16 protein-coding genes are annotated in these 16,766 nt (G+C 71.2%); 6 read left to right on the plus strand and 10 right to left on the minus strand.

Annotation, left to right across the window (positions count from 1 at the left end):
* The first annotated feature begins 10 nt into the window (after positions 1-10).
* On the plus strand, positions 11-970 hold the full coding sequence (locus OU416_RS18880) for an FAD-dependent oxidoreductase (protein WP_270928313.1): 960 nt from the start codon (positions 11-13) through the stop codon (positions 968-970).
* Between the two features lie 31 nt (positions 971-1,001).
* Here the strand turns inward: OU416_RS18880 and OU416_RS18885 are convergent, their stop codons facing one another.
* From OU416_RS18885 to OU416_RS18915, 7 genes are all read right to left on the minus strand, one after another.
* Positions 1,002-1,298: a 4a-hydroxytetrahydrobiopterin dehydratase gene (locus OU416_RS18885; RefSeq protein ID WP_270928314.1), complete on the minus strand. Its 297-nt coding sequence runs from the start codon at positions 1,296-1,298 to the stop codon at positions 1,002-1,004.
* Between the two features lie 148 nt (positions 1,299-1,446).
* Positions 1,447-1,866, minus strand: a complete 420-nt coding sequence (locus tag OU416_RS18890) for a GNAT family N-acetyltransferase (protein ID WP_270928315.1) — start codon at positions 1,864-1,866, stop codon at positions 1,447-1,449.
* A 97-nt stretch (positions 1,867-1,963) separates the two neighbouring features.
* Positions 1,964-3,064: a serine hydrolase domain-containing protein gene (locus OU416_RS18895; protein WP_270928316.1), complete on the minus strand. Its 1,101-nt coding sequence runs from the start codon at positions 3,062-3,064 to the stop codon at positions 1,964-1,966.
* On the minus strand, positions 3,061-4,833 hold the full coding sequence (locus tag OU416_RS18900; protein ID WP_270928317.1) for an ABC transporter ATP-binding protein: 1,773 nt from the start codon (positions 4,831-4,833) through the stop codon (positions 3,061-3,063). Before OU416_RS18900 ends, OU416_RS18895 begins: the two co-directional genes overlap by 4 nt.
* A 115-nt stretch (positions 4,834-4,948) precedes the next feature.
* Positions 4,949-5,851 (minus strand): ABC transporter permease, encoded by a 903-nt coding sequence (locus tag OU416_RS18905; RefSeq protein WP_270928318.1) that lies wholly within the window; start codon positions 5,849-5,851, stop codon positions 4,949-4,951.
* Positions 5,848-6,801: an ABC transporter permease gene (locus tag OU416_RS18910; RefSeq protein WP_270928319.1), complete on the minus strand. Its 954-nt coding sequence runs from the start codon at positions 6,799-6,801 to the stop codon at positions 5,848-5,850. Before OU416_RS18910 ends, OU416_RS18905 begins: the two co-directional genes overlap by 4 nt.
* An 11-nt stretch (positions 6,802-6,812) precedes the next feature.
* Positions 6,813-8,399, minus strand: coding sequence for an ABC transporter substrate-binding protein (locus OU416_RS18915; RefSeq protein ID WP_270928320.1), 1,587 nt, complete (start codon positions 8,397-8,399; stop codon positions 6,813-6,815).
* A gap of 587 nt (positions 8,400-8,986) precedes the next feature.
* Here OU416_RS18915 and OU416_RS18920 point away from each other — a divergent pair.
* The 3 genes from OU416_RS18920 to OU416_RS18930 all read left to right on the plus strand — a co-directional run bounded on the left by OU416_RS18920 (position 8,987) and on the right by OU416_RS18930 (position 11,997).
* A complete protein-coding gene (locus tag OU416_RS18920; RefSeq protein ID WP_270928321.1) occupies positions 8,987-9,673 on the plus strand; it encodes a response regulator transcription factor in 687 nt (228 codons plus the stop codon).
* Positions 9,670-11,034, plus strand: coding sequence for a sensor histidine kinase (locus OU416_RS18925; protein WP_270928322.1), 1,365 nt, complete (start codon positions 9,670-9,672; stop codon positions 11,032-11,034). The genes OU416_RS18920 and OU416_RS18925 overlap by 4 nt, the downstream gene beginning before the upstream one ends.
* A 114-nt stretch (positions 11,035-11,148) precedes the next feature.
* Complete coding sequence (locus tag OU416_RS18930; protein ID WP_270928323.1) at positions 11,149-11,997, plus strand: NUDIX domain-containing protein; 849 nt, start codon at positions 11,149-11,151, stop codon at positions 11,995-11,997.
* Between the two features lie 139 nt (positions 11,998-12,136).
* Here the strand turns inward: OU416_RS18930 and OU416_RS18935 are convergent, their stop codons facing one another.
* Together OU416_RS18935 and trpS are read right to left on the minus strand one after the other, a co-directional pair.
* The gene (locus OU416_RS18935; RefSeq protein WP_270928324.1) at positions 12,137-12,574 is read right to left on the minus strand and encodes a hypothetical protein; all 438 of its coding nucleotides are present in this window, start codon (positions 12,572-12,574) and stop codon (positions 12,137-12,139) included.
* A 169-nt stretch (positions 12,575-12,743) separates the two neighbouring features.
* A complete protein-coding gene (gene trpS / locus OU416_RS18940) occupies positions 12,744-13,709 on the minus strand; it encodes a tryptophan--tRNA ligase (protein WP_270928325.1) in 966 nt (321 codons plus the stop codon).
* A gap of 205 nt (positions 13,710-13,914) precedes the next feature.
* Here trpS and OU416_RS18945 point away from each other — a divergent pair, with 205 nt between their 5' ends.
* The gene (locus tag OU416_RS18945) at positions 13,915-14,226 is read left to right on the plus strand and encodes a YciI family protein (protein ID WP_270928326.1); all 312 of its coding nucleotides are present in this window, start codon (positions 13,915-13,917) and stop codon (positions 14,224-14,226) included.
* A 43-nt stretch (positions 14,227-14,269) separates the two neighbouring features.
* Here OU416_RS18945 and OU416_RS18950 read toward each other — a convergent pair whose 3' ends face one another.
* Complete coding sequence (locus OU416_RS18950; RefSeq protein WP_270928327.1) at positions 14,270-14,476, minus strand: hypothetical protein; 207 nt, start codon at positions 14,474-14,476, stop codon at positions 14,270-14,272.
* Positions 14,477-14,806: 330 nt separating this feature from the next.
* Here OU416_RS18950 and typA point away from each other — a divergent pair, with 330 nt between their 5' ends.
* Positions 14,807-16,723, plus strand: a complete 1,917-nt coding sequence (gene typA, locus OU416_RS18955; protein ID WP_270928328.1) for a translational GTPase TypA — start codon at positions 14,807-14,809, stop codon at positions 16,721-16,723.
* Positions 16,724-16,766 lie beyond the last annotated feature (43 nt).

Genomic DNA, 16,766 nt, shown 5'->3' on the forward strand with positions numbered 1-16,766 from the left:
CGTTCCGAGGATGACTGCTGCCACCGAGCCAGTGCTGGTGATTGGTGCGGGAGTGCAGGGGCTGACCTGCGGCGTCGTGCTCGCCGAGGCAGGTCGGGCCGTGCGGATCCGGACCGCGGACCGGCCGCGCGAGACCACCTCGGCCGCGGCCGGTGCGATGTGGGGACCGGCGCAGCTCCGCCCCGCCGAACGGGTGCTGTACTGGGTGACCCGCTCGCACGCCGAGTTCACCGCGCTCGCCCGCGAGGAGGGCTCCGGGGTGCACCTGACCGGCGGTCGGATGGCCGCCCGCTTCGACCTGGGCGATGCGGTCCCGACCGAGGCCAGGCTGATCCCGGACCTGCGGCGATGCACCCAGGACGAGTTGCCGGACGGCTTCGTCAGCGGCTACTGGGGAACCGTGCCGCTGATCGACATGCCGCGCTACCTCGACCACCTGGTCGCCCGGTTCCAGGACGCCGAGGGAGAGCTGCAGATCAGCCCGGTCTCATCGCTGGCCGACGCGGTCGCCGAGTCCGGCACGGTGGTCAACTGCACGGGGTTGGGCGCGCGCGAACTCGTCGGCGACCCCGGCGTGCACCCGGTGCGCGGGCAGAGCGTGGTGGTGCGCAACCCCGGCGTCGACGAGTACTTCGTCGAGCTGACCGACTCGGGCGAGTTCGCAGCGTGCATGCCGCACGGCGACCACGTGGTGCTCGGCGGGGTGGCCGAATCCCAGGAGTGGCACCTCGGGGCCCGGCCGGAGGTGACCGCGGGCATCCGGCGGCGGTGCGCGGCGATCGAGCCGCGGCTGGCCGACGCCGAGGTGCTCGGCGAGACGGTCGGGCTGCGGCCCGGTCGCGAGTCGGTGCGGGTCGAGGTCGAGCGGTACCGGGGAGGCCGGATCATCCACAACTACGGGCACGGCGGTTGCGGGGTGGCCCTGTCCTGGGGATGCGCCTTCGAGGTCGCCGACCTCGTGGAGGGCTGACCGGGAAGGCGCCGGTGGCGTCTCCGGGTGGTCAGGCCTTGAGCTCCTCGACCACGTTGTCGATCTCCTGCGCCAGCGAGGTGTCGTTGGCGGTGATCCCGCCCTTGGAGTGCGTGCTGCAGTGGAACACCACGGTGCGCCAGCGGATGTCCATGTCCGGGTGGTGGTTCTCGCTCTCCGCGATCTCGGCGATCCGGGTGACGGCCTGGATGGCCTGCGGGAAGCTGGCGAACTCCACGGTGCGGGACAGCTGAGCCCCGTCCTGCCGCCATTCCGGGAGATGCTGGAGCGCGTCGGTGACCTGGGTGTCGGTGAGTAGTTCGGTCATGTGGACATGGTGGCGGCTCCGCACCCCGAACTCCACCGGGGCGGGCACCCACCACCCCGGCCGCGCCGCCATCACCCGGGAGGCGGTCAATTTCGCGCGAAATTGACCACGGCCGCGCGGGGTGGAACGGGGTGGGGCTTTCTGCTGGTCAGGTGGGGTTTTCTGGGCGGGGGCGCTCCATGTAGGTGGCGTCGGGTTCGGCGAAGCCGAACGAGCGGTAGAGGCCGTGGGCGTCGTTGGTGTGCAGCATCCAGCGGAAGTCGCGTCCTGGGCCCTCCTCGACCATGACGCGCACCAGGGCCTTGCCGACCCCGTGGCCGCGGCCTTCGGGGAGGACGAACACGTCGGCCAGGTAGGCGCTGCCCACACCGTCGGAGAACGCCCGGGCGAAGCCGAGCTGCCCGCCGTCGGACTTCCGGTAGGCGCCGACCACCCGCCAGGCCTGGTCGATCTGCCGTTCGAACTGCTCGCGGGTGCGCCACTTGCCCCAATACGCCTGCGTGGTCAGGAAGTCCCACACCGCGTCGCGATCCACCCGGTCCCGCGAGTCGTCCACCTCGAACTCCATGAGCGCCAGGCTACTGCGCGAGCGCCCTCCGAGAACACGGGATTTCGGCGCGGCTTCCCGGGTTCGGGTGGCGATTTCGCGCGAAATCGCCGAGTCCTCAGAGTCCGGCGTGGAGGGCGGTCAGCAGGCGGTGGGCCCGGTCGTCGAAGCCCTCCGTGCGCATCAGGCAGGGGCTGAAGGCGAAGGACACACCCGCGCTCGGCCAGCAGCCGAACAGCGAGCCGCCAGCACCGCTGTGCCCGAAGCCCTCGGCCACCGGCCCGTAGGTCCCGAGCGCGTCCTGGAGCTCGTAGCCGAGGCCGAAGACCAGCGGGCGACCGGTTCCCGGATCGGTGCCGCGGCTCTCCTCGCGGCTGATCCGCTCCACTGTGGACTTGCTGACCAGCTCGCCGCTCACCAGCGCCGAGTACATCGCGGCCAGGCCCCTGGCCGATGCCATCGCACCGCCGCCCGGCATGCCGATGATCCACCAGTCCGGGGTGTTCCACGGCGCGTCGTCGCCCAGCAACGACGGCGGGTTCCCGTAGACCTTGTCCCGGTAGGCCAGCGCTTCCGGCGTGTTCAGCCGATTGGCCACCCGGTAGTCCGATGCGCGCCAGCGCCTGCCGGTGCGCGGCCACTGCGCCTCCGGCAAGCCGAGCCAGAAGTCCGCGCCGAGCGGCTCGGCGATCTCGGCGCGCAGGAACTCGCCGACCTCCCGGCCGTCGGCCCGGCGGATCAGCTCACCGGCCAGCCAGCCGAAGGTCAGCGCGTGGTAGGCGGTCGTCGAGCCGACCGGCCACAGCGGGGCCTGCGCGGCCAGCAGCGCGGCCATCGCCCGGTGGTCGGCGGCGTCCTCGCGGGTCACCGGGCGCTCCGGGTAGGGCAGGCCCGCCGCGTGCGAGAGCAGCTGGCGCACCGCGACGTCCTGCTTGCCCGCCGCGCCGAACTCCGGCCAGTAGCGGACCACCGGCGCGTCCGGATCGATCGCGCCGCGGTCGATCAGCAGGGCCACGCCGGTGGCCACGATGCCCTTGGTGCCGGAGAAGATCGGCATCAGGGTGTCCGTCGTCATCGGCTCGGTGCCGTCGGGATCGCGGTGCCCGGATTGCAGGTCGAGGACCTGCTCGCCGTCGCGGAACACGGCGAAGGCCGCTCCGGCGGCATCGGCGGCGACCACCGCCGCGAACTCCTCGGCCACCAGGTCGAAACCGCTCATCGGTCGCTCGCCTCCAGCTGGAAGTTCGGCGCGTCGGTCAGCAGCGATCGGGTGTACTCGTGCTGCGGCGCGGCGAACAGCTCGTCGGCCGCGGCCTGCTCCACGATCCGGCCGCCCTGCAGCACCGCCACCTGCTGCGCGATGTTGCGCACCAGCGCGATGTTGTGCGTGACGAACACCAGCGCCAGCCCCATCTTCTCGCGCAGGTCCCGCAGCAGGTCGACGATCGCCGACTGCACCGACACGTCCAGCGCGGAGGTGATCTCGTCGCAGATCAGCACGTCCGGCCGAGTGACCAGCGCGCGGGCGATCGCCACCCGCTGCCGCTCCCCGCCGCTGAGCTGGTCCGGGTAGCGCTCGGCGATGTCCGGGCGCAGCGCGGCCAGCTCCAGCGCCTCGATCACCCGCTCCTCGGTGCTCTTGCCGCCGTGATCACCGCCGAGCACCGAGATCGGCTGGGCGACCAGATCGCGCACGCGGCGGCGCGGGTTGAGCGACTCGTAGGGGTTCTGGAACACGTACTGCACCTGGCGGCGCTGGTCGCGCGTTCGCTTCGCGCTGCTGGGCGCGAGTTCGCTGCCGCGCAGCAGCACCGATCCCTCGTGCTTGGGGTGCAGACCGGCCAGGCAGCGCGACAGCGTGGTCTTGCCGCTGCCCGACTCGCCCAGCAGCGCCAGGCAGGAACCGGGCGAGACTGCCAGCGAGACGTCCTGCAGCACCGGCGAATCCGTGTACCAGGCGCGGATGTTGCGCACCTCGAGCACCGGTTCCGCCGACTCGGGTGCGGTGTCCGCGGGGCGCGGCTCGGCCACCAGCCGGCCGGAACGCGGGTTCAGGCAGCGGATCTCGTGCCCTGCGGCGACTTCCTCGAGCGCCGGGACCTCGCGGCGGCACTCGTCGGTCGCCGCGGCGCAGCGCGGTGCGAACGCGCAGCCGCCCGGGCGGTTCAGCGGTGACGGCGCCTGGCCGTCGATGGCCTGCATCGCCCGCTTGCCGTCGAGATCCGGTACCGCGAGCACCAGACCTGCCGTGTAGTGGTGGCGCGGCTCGTTCAGCACCTCGTCGGTCGGGCCGGTCTCCACGATGCGCCCGGAGTACATCACCGCGATCCGGTCGGCCAGCTCGGCGACCACCGCCATGTCGTGCGAGATGTAGACACCGGCCGTGCCGTGCCGCTCGCACATCTCGCGGATCGTGGCCAGCACCTTCTTCTGCGTGGTGACGTCCAGGCCGGTGGTGGGCTCGTCCAGCACCACCACCTCGGGACGGCCCACGAACGCCATCGCGATCGCGATCCGCTGCTGCTGCCCGCCCGAGAGCTGGTGCGGGTAGCGGCGCAGGAAATCGTCGTCGTCCGGCAGCGCGACCTCGGCGAGCACCTGCTTGATGCGCGTGCGCGCGGCGGCACCGGAGACGTCGTGCACGGCTTCGGCGAGCTGGGTGTTCAGCCGCAGCGCCGGGTTCAGCGCGGAGGCGGGGGACTGCGGGATGTAGGCCACCCGGCGGCCGCGCAGCGCTGCGGCCTGCTTGGCGGGCAGGCCCGTGAGATCGGTGTCCCCGATGTGGATGCGGCCGTCGGCGATGCGGGTGCCGCGCTTGCAGTAGCGCAGCATCGCCAGGCCCAGCGTGGTCTTGCCGGACCCGGACTCGCCGATCAGGCCCAGGATCTCGCCCGGTGCCAGGGTGAGCGAGATGTCGGCGACGATGGCGGCTTCCGAGGGCACGCCCCGGATCTCCAGACCGACGGCGTCCAGGGCGAAGGCAGTCATCGACACCTCCTGGGGTAGTGGGAGAACACGGCTGAGATGGCTCGGTGCGCGGTGATCCCACGCGATTTCAATTGAAATCGCGCAACGATCGGCGCGGGAGCGGTTCGGACGGGCATCAGCGGGCCTTCTCGATGCCGCGGTCCACACCGGCCACCGAGCGGGCCAGGCCGTCGGCGACCAGGTTCGTGCCGATGGTCAGCACCGCGATCGCCAGCACCGGCAGCGCCACCGCCCACGGCTGGACGGTCAGGGCGATCCGGTTCTCGTTGATCATCAGGCCCCAGTCCGCCGTCGGCGGCTGCAGGCCGAGGCCGAGGAAGCTCAGGCCCGCGACCAGGCCGATCGAGTAGTTCAGCCGCAGGCCGAGCTCGACCAGCACGGTTCCGGTGACGTTCGGCAGGATCTCGCCGAGCAGGATCCGCACCTTGGACAGGCCGATCGCCTCGGCCGACTTGACGAAGTCGCGCTCGGCCACCGACAGGGTGGCCGCCCGCACCACGCGCATCACCCGCGGCAGGTGGCTGCCGCCGACCACCAGCACCAGCAGCCACAGCTCCGGTCCGACCACGCTCACGAACAGCAGGGCCAGCACGACCTGCGGGAACGCCAGCGCGATGTCGCCGAAGCGCATCAGCAGCTCGTCCAGCCAGCCTCGCCGGTAGCCGGCGTACATGCCCAGCAGCGAGCCGAGCCCGACACCGAGCAGCGTGGCCAGCACCGCCAGCACCAGCAGCGTCTGCCCGCCGTGCAGGAACCGGGTCAGCACGTCGCGGCCCAGGTTGTCGGTGCCGAACCAGGAGCTCCCGGTCGGGTTGGAGAACGGCGTGTCGACGAACTCGGTGGCGGCGTGCGGGGCCAGCAGCGGACCGACGATCGCGATGAGCACCACCAGCGCCGACAGGCCCAGCCCGATCTTCGTGCGCGGCAGCCGCAGCGCCGCCCGCCAGACCCCGACGGCGCGCGGAGCCGCCGCGGCGGGGGCCGTCGCGGTGTTGGTTTTCTGCGCAGTCGTGGTCATCGCGCGGCAGACCTCACCTTCGGGTTGGCGGCCAGACTCACCACGTCGGCCAGCAGGTTCACGACGATGTAGACGGCCGCGATGGCCAGCGTCAGCGTCTGCACCACCGGCAGGTCGCGGTTGTTCACCGCGTCCACCAGCGCGAACCCGATGCCGGGGAAGCGGAACAGGAACTCGACGATGACCACGCCACCGGCCAGCCAGGCCAGCTGCAGCGCGATCACCTGCGCCACCGGGCCGATCGCGTTGGGCAGCGCGTGCCGCAGGATCACCGTCCGCTCCGGCATGCCCTTCAACCGGGCCTGCTGCACGTACTCGCTCTCCAGCACCTCGATCATGGTGGCGCGCATGATCCGGATGATGTACGGCGAGACCGCGAGCACCATCGTCAGCGTGGGCAGGATCAGCTGGACCGGATCGCTCCACGCGGAACCGGTTCCGGTCATCACGTACACCGCGGGCAGCAGGTTCAGCACACCGGTGGAGAACAGCAGCACCAGCAGGATGCCGACCACGAACTCCGGCAGCGAGGCCAGCACCAGGCTGATCACCGAGGTGGTGTGGTCGAAGGCCTTGTCGCGGCGCAGCGCGCTGTAGGTGCCGACCAGGATCGACAGCGGCACGCTGATCAGCGTCGCGCACAGCATCAGCGCCAGCGAGTTGGTCAGCCGCGAGCTCAGCAGCTCGGTCACCGGCATGCCGTTGGCGTAGGACTCGCCGAGGTCGAGCTGGAAGATGTTGCCCAGCCAGGAGAAGTACTGAATCCACAGCGGTTCGTTCAGGTGCAGCTGCTCGCGCAGCGCGGCCAGCCGCTCCGGGGTGGCCTCGCGGCCGAGGATGGCGCGCGCGGCGTCACCGGGCAGCGCCTGGGTGGCCAGGAAGACCACCACGGACACCGCCCAGAGGATCACCAGACCGAGCAGGATCCGCTTGACCAGCATTCGAGTCATCTGGTGCCCCCTCACTTCGCCAGCCAGGCGTGCCGGAACCCGTAGGAGTTCAGCGGGATCCCGCTCTTGTCCGGGGTCAGCCCGACCACCCGGACGCTGTGCGCGTCGAGCTGGTTCGGGAAGCCCCAGACGATGTAGCCGCCGCTCTCCCACTCGATCTGCTGCGCCCGCGCCACGAGCTCCTTGCGGCGCGCCGCGTCGGTGGTGGCCCGCGCTTCGAGCACCAGCTGGTTGAACTCCGGGTGGTCCCAGTGGGTTTCGTTGTACGGCGAGTCGGGCAGGCTGCCGGAGCTCGCCTGCGCCAGGAAGTTCCGGGAGAACCAGAAGTCCTGGGCGAAGTCCCAGGACAGGTACATGTCGCCGAAGAACTCGCCGGTGTCCACCCGGCGGATGTTGACCGTGATCCCGGCCTCGGCGGCCTGCTGGGCGAAGACCTGCGCGGCCTCCACCACGCCCGCGGCCACCGGCGAGGTCACCAGCTCCACCGCCAGGTTCTCCTTGCCCGCTTCGCGCAGCAGCTGCCGGGCCTTGTTCACGTCGCGCTTGCGCTGCGGCAGCGCGGAGTTGAACAGCGGATCGGCCGGCGCGTACAGGTCGTTGCCGACCGTGCCGTGACCGCCGAGCACCTGCCTGATCATCTGCTCGCGGTCCACGACCAGCCGGAACGCCTGCCGGACCCGCACGTCGTCGAAGGGCGGCCGGTCCACCCGCATGGTGAACGGGATCCAGGAGCCGGTCTCCGACTCCAGCAGCCGCAGGTTCGGGTCCGCGTCGAGCACCCGCAGCAGCCCGAGCGGCACCTGGTCGATGGCGTCGACCTGGCCGCCGAGCAGCGCGTTGATCCGCGCCGTGTCGTCCGGGAAGTCGATGATCACGACCTCGTCCACGTACGGCTCGCCGTCGCGCCAGTAGTTGGCGTGCTTGGTGAACAGGCTCTGCTGGCCGGGTTCGAAGGAGTCGTGCTGGAACGGGCCGGTGCCCACCGGCCGCTTCGGGTCGTAGCCGACCGGCACGATCCCGTTGCCGTACTCGGCGAACTGGTCGGGCAGCGTGACGTCCGGGCGGGACAGCGTCAGCCGGACGGTGCGCGGGTCCATCACCTGCATCGCGTTCAGGTCCAGCGAGCTCAGCCCGACCGCGCCGTTCTTCGGGTCGTCCGGGTCGGCGATCCGGCGCAGCGAGTGGATCACGTCCTCGGCGGTGACGGTCTTGCCGTCGTGGAACTCCAGGCCCTCGCGCAGCCGGATCGTCCACGTCGTGGCCTGCGGGTCGGATTCGACGGTCTCGGCCAGCGCGGGCTGGATCAGGTACTCGTCGTCGTAGCGCAGCAGCGTGTCGTAGAGCTGGAAGATCCGGGCCTGGTCGGGGTGCGTGACGGGGGCGTGCGCGTCCAGGGTGTCCTTGCTGGAGCCGCCGACGATGCCGACCCGCAGCCGGCCGCCGTACTGCGGTGGGCCGGTCGGCACCGGCGCCTTGCGGACCGCGCCGCCCGCGCAGCCGGTGATCAGCGCGCCCGCGCCCACCGCTCCCGCACCCGCCGCTGCGTACCGGAGGAAGTCGCGACGACTCGGGGCGTTCGACCGTCCTCTGCTCGCCATCCGGGCGGTACCTCCTGTGTCTCGCGGGGACGTGCGTCGGCTCGGCTCGCGCCGGTGGGCCGGCCCGTCCGGGCGGCCCGGCAGCTCCCCGCTGGTGTTGCGTTTCGAGGTGCGACTGATTGATCAGTCAATCGATCGCATCGACCTTCGCGGACCGAAACGGGGCTGTCAAGACGTCATGTGCTGGGTAGATATGTCAAGACCTCCGGCTTTGACGGCGGTCAAACGTTGTGGCCTCTTGCTACTTTCGCAACGCGTGATCAGGTTTGCGAACCGCGCTTGGCCATGGGTTTCACCGGCTCGGAGCGCGACTCGGCGACGGCGGCCGCGCACCTCGCCGCAGCCCGCCCGGCCGGTGACGGGCCCGCGAACCACCGGCGAGGCATCTCACACTCGGCCCGGGAAGGGCGGTCACCGCTGGTCGCCGCGCCGATCCGGACGGTCGCCGGATCTCCCGCGCCGCATCGCCCGCGGTGCCGCGCCGGACACCGCCCGATGCTGAGATCAGCCTGAGAAAGCGGTGCACATCTGAAAACGGAGCGGGCGTTCGATGCCCGTTGCGCCATCCGGTCGGCATGCTGGAGCGCATGGTGCCGCGCGTGTTGGTGGTGGACGACGAAGCCGGGGTTCGGGCCGCGCTGCGGCGCGGTCTCTCCGCCGAGGGCATGGAGGTGACCGTCGCCGCCGACGGCACCGAGGCCCTGCGCCTGGCGCTCACCGGCGCCTTCGACGTCGTCGTGCTCGACGTGATGCTGCCCGGACTGTCCGGCTACCGGGTGCTGGAGCGGATGCGCGGCCAGGACGTCACCACCCCGGTGCTGCTGATCTCGGCGAAGGACGGCGAGGTCGACCAGGCCGACGGCCTCGATCTCGGCGCCGACGGTTACCTCGTCAAGCCTTTCTCCTTCCTGGTGCTGGTCGCGCAGGTCCGCGCGCTGCTGCGGCGGCGCGACACCGCTGGTCGTCAGGTGTGTCTGCGGGTCGGCGAGCTGGAGATCGATCGCGCGGGCCGCGAGGTCCGGTGGGCCGGGGAGTCGATCGCGCTCTCCCCCCGGGAGTACGGGCTGCTGGTCGCGCTGGCCAGCCATCCGGAGGCGGTGGTGCCCAAGGACGACCTGCTGCGCATGGTCTGGGGCGAGGAGCAGTTCGTCACCCGCAACGTCGTCGAGGTCTACATCGGCTACCTGCGCCGCAAGCTCGCCGCCGCCGGTGCCGGTGAACTGGTGCAGACCGTGCGCGGCCAGGGCTACCGGGTCTGCGCCCAGCCGGCATGACCGGCCGCCTGCGGCAGTGGTGGCACCGCCGCACCATCCAGTTCCGCACCAGCGTCGTGGCCGCCGCCGTCGCCCTCATCGGACTCGGCGTGATCGCGCACGCCAGCACCGGCATCGTCGGCTGGCTCATGATCGAGTCGGTGGACGCCGACCTGCACCGCACCGCGACCGCCACCGCGGAGCAGCTCGAGGCCGGTGCTCCGGCGGCCTCGCTGGCCCGGCCGGACATCCGCGTGCTGGACGTGGCCGGAACACCGGTCGACTCGCTGCCCGCCCCCGGCTTCTTCCGCTGGCAGGTCGACCAGCTGCGCGCGGGCGGCGGCGTCCTCGACTTCGACCCGCCGACCGAGCTGCACCGCTGGCAGGGCGTCGTCGTGCCCGCCCCGGACGGTCAGCCGCTGCTGGTGGCCACCGGCGCCCGCCTGGTCGGATTCCTGGACGCGGCGGGCAAGACCAGTCGGCTGCTGGGCTTCGGTTCGGTCCTCGCAGCCTGCCTGGTCGGGCTGGCCACCTGGGTGGTGGTGCGTCGTGCGCTGCGCCCGGTGGAACGGATGCGGATGGCCGCGGCCGGGTTGCCGGAGGGCAGGCGGCTGCCGGTTCCGGAAGCCGCCGACGAGCTCCGCGCCCTGGCCCAGGAGCTGAACACGATGCTCGCCCGGCGCGATGCCGACACCGAACGACTGCGCCGGTTCACCGGCGATGCAGCCCACGAGCTGCGCAACCCGGTCGCCTCGATCCGGGCCCAAGCCGAGGTGGCCGTGGTGCACCCGGATCCGGAGCTCGCGCAGGAGACGTTGCAGGACATCGCGGGCGAAGCGCAGCGGCTGTCCGAACTGGTCGAAAGCCTCCTCACGTTGGCCAGGGCGGAGCGCGGGATGGGCACGCCGGGACAACCGGTGGACCTCGGCGCAGCCGCCCGGGCGGCTGCTGCCAGGCTCGAATCGCCCGGCGGACCGCAGGTCGTGATCGAGGCGCCGGCGGCTCCGGTGCTGGTCCTCGCCGATCCGGCCGAGTTGTCCAGCGTGCTGGACAACGTCGTCGGCAACGCGCTGCGCTACACGCGGACGGTGGTGCGGGTTTCGGTGTTCGCTGATGGCATGGGCGCCTCCGGGGCGGGGTGGGTGTGGTTGGTGGTGGACGACGACGGACCGGGCATTCCGGCGGAACACCGGTTGCGGGTGTTCGACCGCTTCCACCGCGTCGAGCAGGACCGCGCGCGCAGCACCGGTGGTGCCGGACTCGGTCTGTCGCTGGTGGCCGACGTGGTGCGCCGCCGGGGCGGCACGGTCCGGGCCGGGGTGTCACCGGAGGGCGGCGCGCGCGTCGAAGCTCGTTGGCCCGGGTACCGGCCGCTGAACTGACCGGCCTCGAACCGGACGAGGGCCGTTCGCGGCTTCCCGCGCGGTGGCCGCGAACGCCTCGTGGAGCCGAGGCGGTCGCGATCGGCCGGACCGGGTCCGGCAAGATGTGTGCACGTGTCGGTTTTGCGGAGCACCGGACTGATCGAGGCACCTGTCGCCACGGTGGGGGCCGCTCTGCGGCACACGCGAACCGCCGAGGTCGGCTTGGCGGGCATCGGAGTCCGCGGCCGCGCCGCCACTCGTCCTGCCGCACTGCTGGTGCCCGGTGATGAGCTCGTCTTCCACACGCGAATCGCCCGCCTTCCGCTCGATCTGACCACTCGAATCGTGCGCGCCGACGCCGACGCGCTGAGTTCCGTGCTGGTGTCCGGCCCGCTGCCGGAGCTGCGGCACGAATCGGTGCTCGCCGCGGCCGGGCCCCGGACGCTGCTGACCGACTCGGTGCACTGGACGACCCCGTTCGGGCCGCTGGGACGGCTCGCCGACGTCGCCATCGGCCGCCGCTTCGTGCTGAACGCGCTGGCCGCCCGGATCGACGCGGTCCGCGAACTCGCCGAGTCCTGGGCGGGCCGCTCGATCGTCGTCGGCGCCGCAATCGTCCACAAGGGACGGTTGCTGGCGCAGCAGCGCAGCTATCCGGCGCCGGACGCCGGACGCTGGGAACTGCCCGGCGGACGCGTCGAACCCGGTGAGGACGAGCCGGCCGCGGTCGTCCGGGAGTGCCAGGAAGAACTAGCCGTCGAGGTGCGCCCCACCGGCCGCGTCGGCACCGACGTCCCGCTCAACAACGGGATGCTGCTGCGCATCCACGCGGCCGAGCTCGCGGACCCGACCGCGATCCCGAAAGCCGTGGAGCACAGCGAGGTCCGCTGGGTCACGGCGGACGAGCTGACCGACCTGGACTGGCTCGACGCCGACCAGGTCCTGGTCCACTCCCTCCGCCACCTGCTGACCGACGCCTGAGAAGCACAGCGGCGAATCCGGCTTGAACCGCAACGAGAACGGCAGGTCGGTCTCGAAGACCTCATCGTCCGCGGCCGCAGTGCTGAGCCGGTACTCCCCATCGCGCAGATGCCAGAGCCCCAGCTCGATGTGCTCGTCCTCATCTGAGATCGCGAGCCGCATGAAGTAGGGCGCCGCGGCCGCGGCGACCTCCCGGCGGAGGCGGTTCGGGGCTCGCTGGCGAATCGTCGGTGGTGTTGCGTCGCAGACGAGAAGCACTTCGCAGGCCGGAATCCACGTAGTGCTCTGGGCATGGGGTCGCTCCACGGCGAACATCGGACCGCTGAGGCAGGTCGGTGCACGCTGCAGGTTGATGGCCGCGTTCGGCCGCAGCTGCCTCCAGGAGCTTTCCCAGCGTCCACCTCGCGAACGGCACGTCGACACCACCGTGCGGCGTCAGGATCAGCGTTCCGTCCAGGCATTCGTACTTGGCCGGGGGCGCGTCGGGTACTGGCAGATATCGCTCGGCAAGCTTGGTCGTCCACGACCCGGCAAAGGCGGCAAGCGGGTCGAAGGGGGTCAGCTCGGGCGTACTCATGGGATTCCTCCTCGCGATGACGAAACAGGTTGGGATCTCGAAGTAACCGATCACGCGTCCCAGGTTCCTGATGTCGATCAGGCGTTCGCAAGGGGAATAACTCGAACTAGTGAACGAATGAGCAGCTGGAGGGTGCCTCCAGGTCCGCCTGGAGGCACCCTCCGGGTGCTCAGCGCAGGCCGGTGACGTGGAAGGCGGCCTGGAGGCGCGGCTGGGCTCGTTCGGTGGCCCGCTTCGCGCCGTGCGCTCGCACTCGTTCCAGCTCGGCCGGGTCGCCCAGCAGCTCCGAGGTGCGCTCGCGCAGCGGTCTCAGCTCCTCGATCACCGCCTCTGCCGCCGCGTCCTTGAGCTCCGCGTAGGTGGTGGCCGATCCGGCCGCGGTGTACGGGCTCGTTCCGGTGCAGGCGGCCAGGATCTCCAGCAGGTTCGCCACCCCCGGCTGGTCGTCCGGGGCGTAGCGGATGCGGTCGAGGCCGTCGGTCACCGCGCGGCGGAACTTGCGGCGGATCGTGTCCGGTTCGTCGAGCACGAAGACCACGCCGGGGGACTGGGGGCTGGACTTCTCCATCTTGCGGCCCGGATCGGCCAGGTCGCGCACCCGGGCCGCGGTCCTGGGCACCACCGCCTCGGGGACGGTGAACACCTGGCCGTAGGCCGAGTTGAACCGCCGGGCCAGCGTGCGGGCCAGCTCCACGTGCTGGTCCTGGTCGCTGCCCACCGGTACCTGGTCGGCACCCTGCAGCAGGATGTCCGCGGCCATCAGCACCGGGTAGGTCAGCAGCCCGACCCGCGAGCCGTCCTGCCCGGCGCCGCGCTCCTTGAACTGGACCATCCGGGCTGCCTCGCCGTACGAGCAGGTGCACTCCAGGATCCAGTTCAGCGCGCCCAGCTCACCGGCCAGGTCGGACTGGACGAACAGCGAGTCCGGGTCGATGCCCGCCGCGATCAGCACCGCGAACTGCTCGCGGGTGAGCGCGCGCAGCCGCTGCGGGCGGTGCGGCGTGGTCATGGCGTGCAGGTCGGAGACGAAGAACAGGTCCGCGGGCTCGCGCTCGGCGGCCCACCGCCGCACGGCGCCGAGGTAGTTGCCGAGTTGGACGTGGCCGGACGGGGTGATCCCGGACAGGCGGGTCATGGGTCTCTCCTGTGGTTGGCACCGCCACCGGGATCGACCTGGCACTGCTCGGCCGCCCGGTCGGGCGGCCGATGTGCTGTGCGTCAGTGCGCTGCGTCGCGGGGCCGCCCTCGGACGGCCCACCAGGTGTTCGACGTTGCGCGCACGAGCCAATGTTACCGCTTGGTGATCGGCAGCGGTCAAGTCGAAGAGTTACCGTGGAAGTATGTTTGTAGTGCTGCTGCAATACACCGCCCCGGAATCGGAAATCGATGCCCAGTTGGTAGATCACTACCAATGGGTGACCCAGCATTACGACGCCGGCGATTTCATCGCGGCCGGCCACCGCCACCCGCGCAGCGGCGCGGTGATCATCGCTCGCGCGATGTCCCGCGGACGCCTCGACGCCATCCTCGCCACCGACCCGTTCGCGCTGCACAGGCTGGTTCGCTACGAGGTCATCGAGTTCCAGGCCCTGCGCACCATCCCGGAGCTGGCCAAGTACGCCGACCCGCTGACCCCGGTCGCCCACAAGTAGTTCCGAACAGCGTGCCGAAACCGCGGCGGGCGCCGCGGCGAGATCATTTCGCCTTCTTTTTCTTTGCCTCTTTCTTGGCCTTCTTTTGCGCTTTCTTGACCTCTTCCGCCTTGGCGTCGCGGAGCAGGTTGCGCAGTGCCACGATCGGGCAGCTCTTGCAAGGAGGTTGCGAGCGGCAACATTTCTTCTTGACCTTGATGGTGCCTTTGCCCACGTTGATTCTTTCCGGTGCTCCGACGGCGTTGGGCACAGGGTAGGCGAACCTAACCGAAAAGGGCGAACTTGATGTTGCGGCGCGGCCGCCGGGTGTTGCGCTGAGCACGCGGCGGCCGGTCCCGCTCCGCGTTGCACTACCCTGGAACGAGCCGCGCGTCGACGCACGCGCCCCGCTGGTCGTGGGGTGCCGTCCGAAAGAAGCTCCGCAGCAGCGGCGCAGTGGAGCCGCGGCAGGGCGCCCCGAGGGGCGCCAGGACCAGGTGTCCCGCACCCGAGAAGGTGCGCTGCGGCAACACCCGCACCCGGCCCGCAGTCGACGAACCCGCCGTTGCCCGCTTTCCGCGCCGAGCCATGGAGTACCCGCGTGTCCGCCACCAGCGTCGCCGCCCCCATTCGCAGCGATCTCCGCAACGTCGCGATCGTCGCGCACGTCGACCACGGCAAGACCACCCTGGTGGACGCCATGCTGCGGCAATCCGGCGCCTTCTCCGAACGAGCCGAACTGGTCGACCGGGTCATGGACTCCAACGACCTGGAGCGGGAGAAGGGCATCACCATCCTGGCCAAGAACACCGCGATCCGCCGGGAGACCGACGCCGGACCGGTGACCATCAACGTGGTCGACACCCCCGGCCACGCCGACTTCGGCGGCGAGGTGGAGCGCGCGCTGTCGATGGTCGACGGCGTGGTGCTGCTCGTCGACGCCAGCGAGGGCCCGCTGCCGCAGACCCGGTTCGTGCTGCGCAAGGCGCTGGCCGCCGGGATGCCGGTGATCCTCGTGGTGAACAAGGTCGACCGCCCGGACGCCCGCTGCTCCGAGGTCGTCGAGGAGACCCACGACCTGCTGCTGGAGCTGGCCAGCGAGCTCGACGGCGAGGCCGACCTCGACATGGAGGCCATCCTCGACCTGCCGGTCGTGTACGCCTCGGCCCGCGCCGGTCGCGCGTCGATCGCCCAGCCGGCCGACGGCGACCTGCCCGCCGAGGAGAACCTGGACGCGCTGTTCGAGGTCCTGCTCAAGCACGTGCCGGCGCCGGTCGCCGACGTCGAGTCCCCGCTGCGCGCGCTGGTGACCAACCTGGACGCCTCGTCGTTCCTCGGCCGCATCGCGCTGTGCCGCATCCACGCGGGCACCATGCGCAAGGGCCAGACCGTCGGCTGGTGCCGCGAGGACGGCACCGTCGAGAAGGTCCGGCTCACCGAGCTGCTGATCACCCAGAACCTGGACCGGGTGCCGTGCGCGGAGGCCTCCGCGGGCGACCTGGTCGCCATCGCGGGCATCCCGGACATCACCATCGGCGACACCCTGGCCGACCCGGACAACGCGCAGCCGCTGCCCCGGATCACCGTCGACGACCCGGCGATCTCGATGACCATCGGCGTCAACACCTCGCCGCTGACCGGCCGCAACGGTGGCACCAAGATCACCGCCCGGCAGGTGAAGAACCGGCTGGACGCCGAGCTGATCGGCAACGTCAGCATGAAGGTGCTGCCCACCGAGAAGCCGGACGCCTGGGAGGTGCAGGGCCGCGGTGAGCTGGCGCTGGCCATCCTGGTCGAGACCATGCGCCGGGAGGGCTTCGAGCTCACCGTCGGCAAGCCGCAGGTGGTCACCCGGACCATCGACGGGAAGCTGTGCGAGCCGTTCGAGCGGCTGACCATCGACTCGCCGGAGGAGCACCTGGGTGCGATCACCCAGCTGCTGGCCGGGCGCAAGGGCCGGATGGAGACCATGGACGGCCACGGCACCGGGCGGATCAAGCTCGAGTACGTGGTGCCCGCGCGCGGTCTGATCGGCTTCCGCACCGAGTTCCTCACCGAGACCCGCGGCACCGGCATCGCCAACCACGTCTTCGAGGGCTACTTCCCGTGGGTGGGCGAGCTGCGCACCCGGCACACCGGCTCGCTGGTCGCCGACCGCGCGGGCTCGGCGACGACCTACGCGCTGCTGCAGCTGGCCGACCGGGGCAGCTTCTTCACCGAGCCCGGCAAAGAGGTCTACGAGGGCATGGTCGTGGGCGAGAACCCGCGCGCCGAGGACCTCGACGTCAACATCACCAAGGAGAAGAAGCTCACCAACATGCGGTCGTCCACCGCGGACGAGCTGGAGCGGCTGGCCAGGCCGCGGACCCTGTCGCTGGAAGAAGCGCTGGAGTTCTGCGCGTCGGACGAGTGCGTGGAGGTCGGGCCGGAGGCGGTCCGCGTCCGCAAGGTGACCCTCGACAGCACCACCCGGGGCCGCGAGCGCTCCCGCGCCAAGGCGCGCGACAACGCTTCGTGACCGCCAGCGGTGCTCGCGGGTAGCTGAGCCGGGTTCCGGCTGC

Source organism: Saccharopolyspora indica, from assembly GCF_027853965.1.
Lineage (GTDB): Bacteria > Actinomycetota > Actinomycetes > Mycobacteriales > Pseudonocardiaceae > Saccharopolyspora > Saccharopolyspora indica.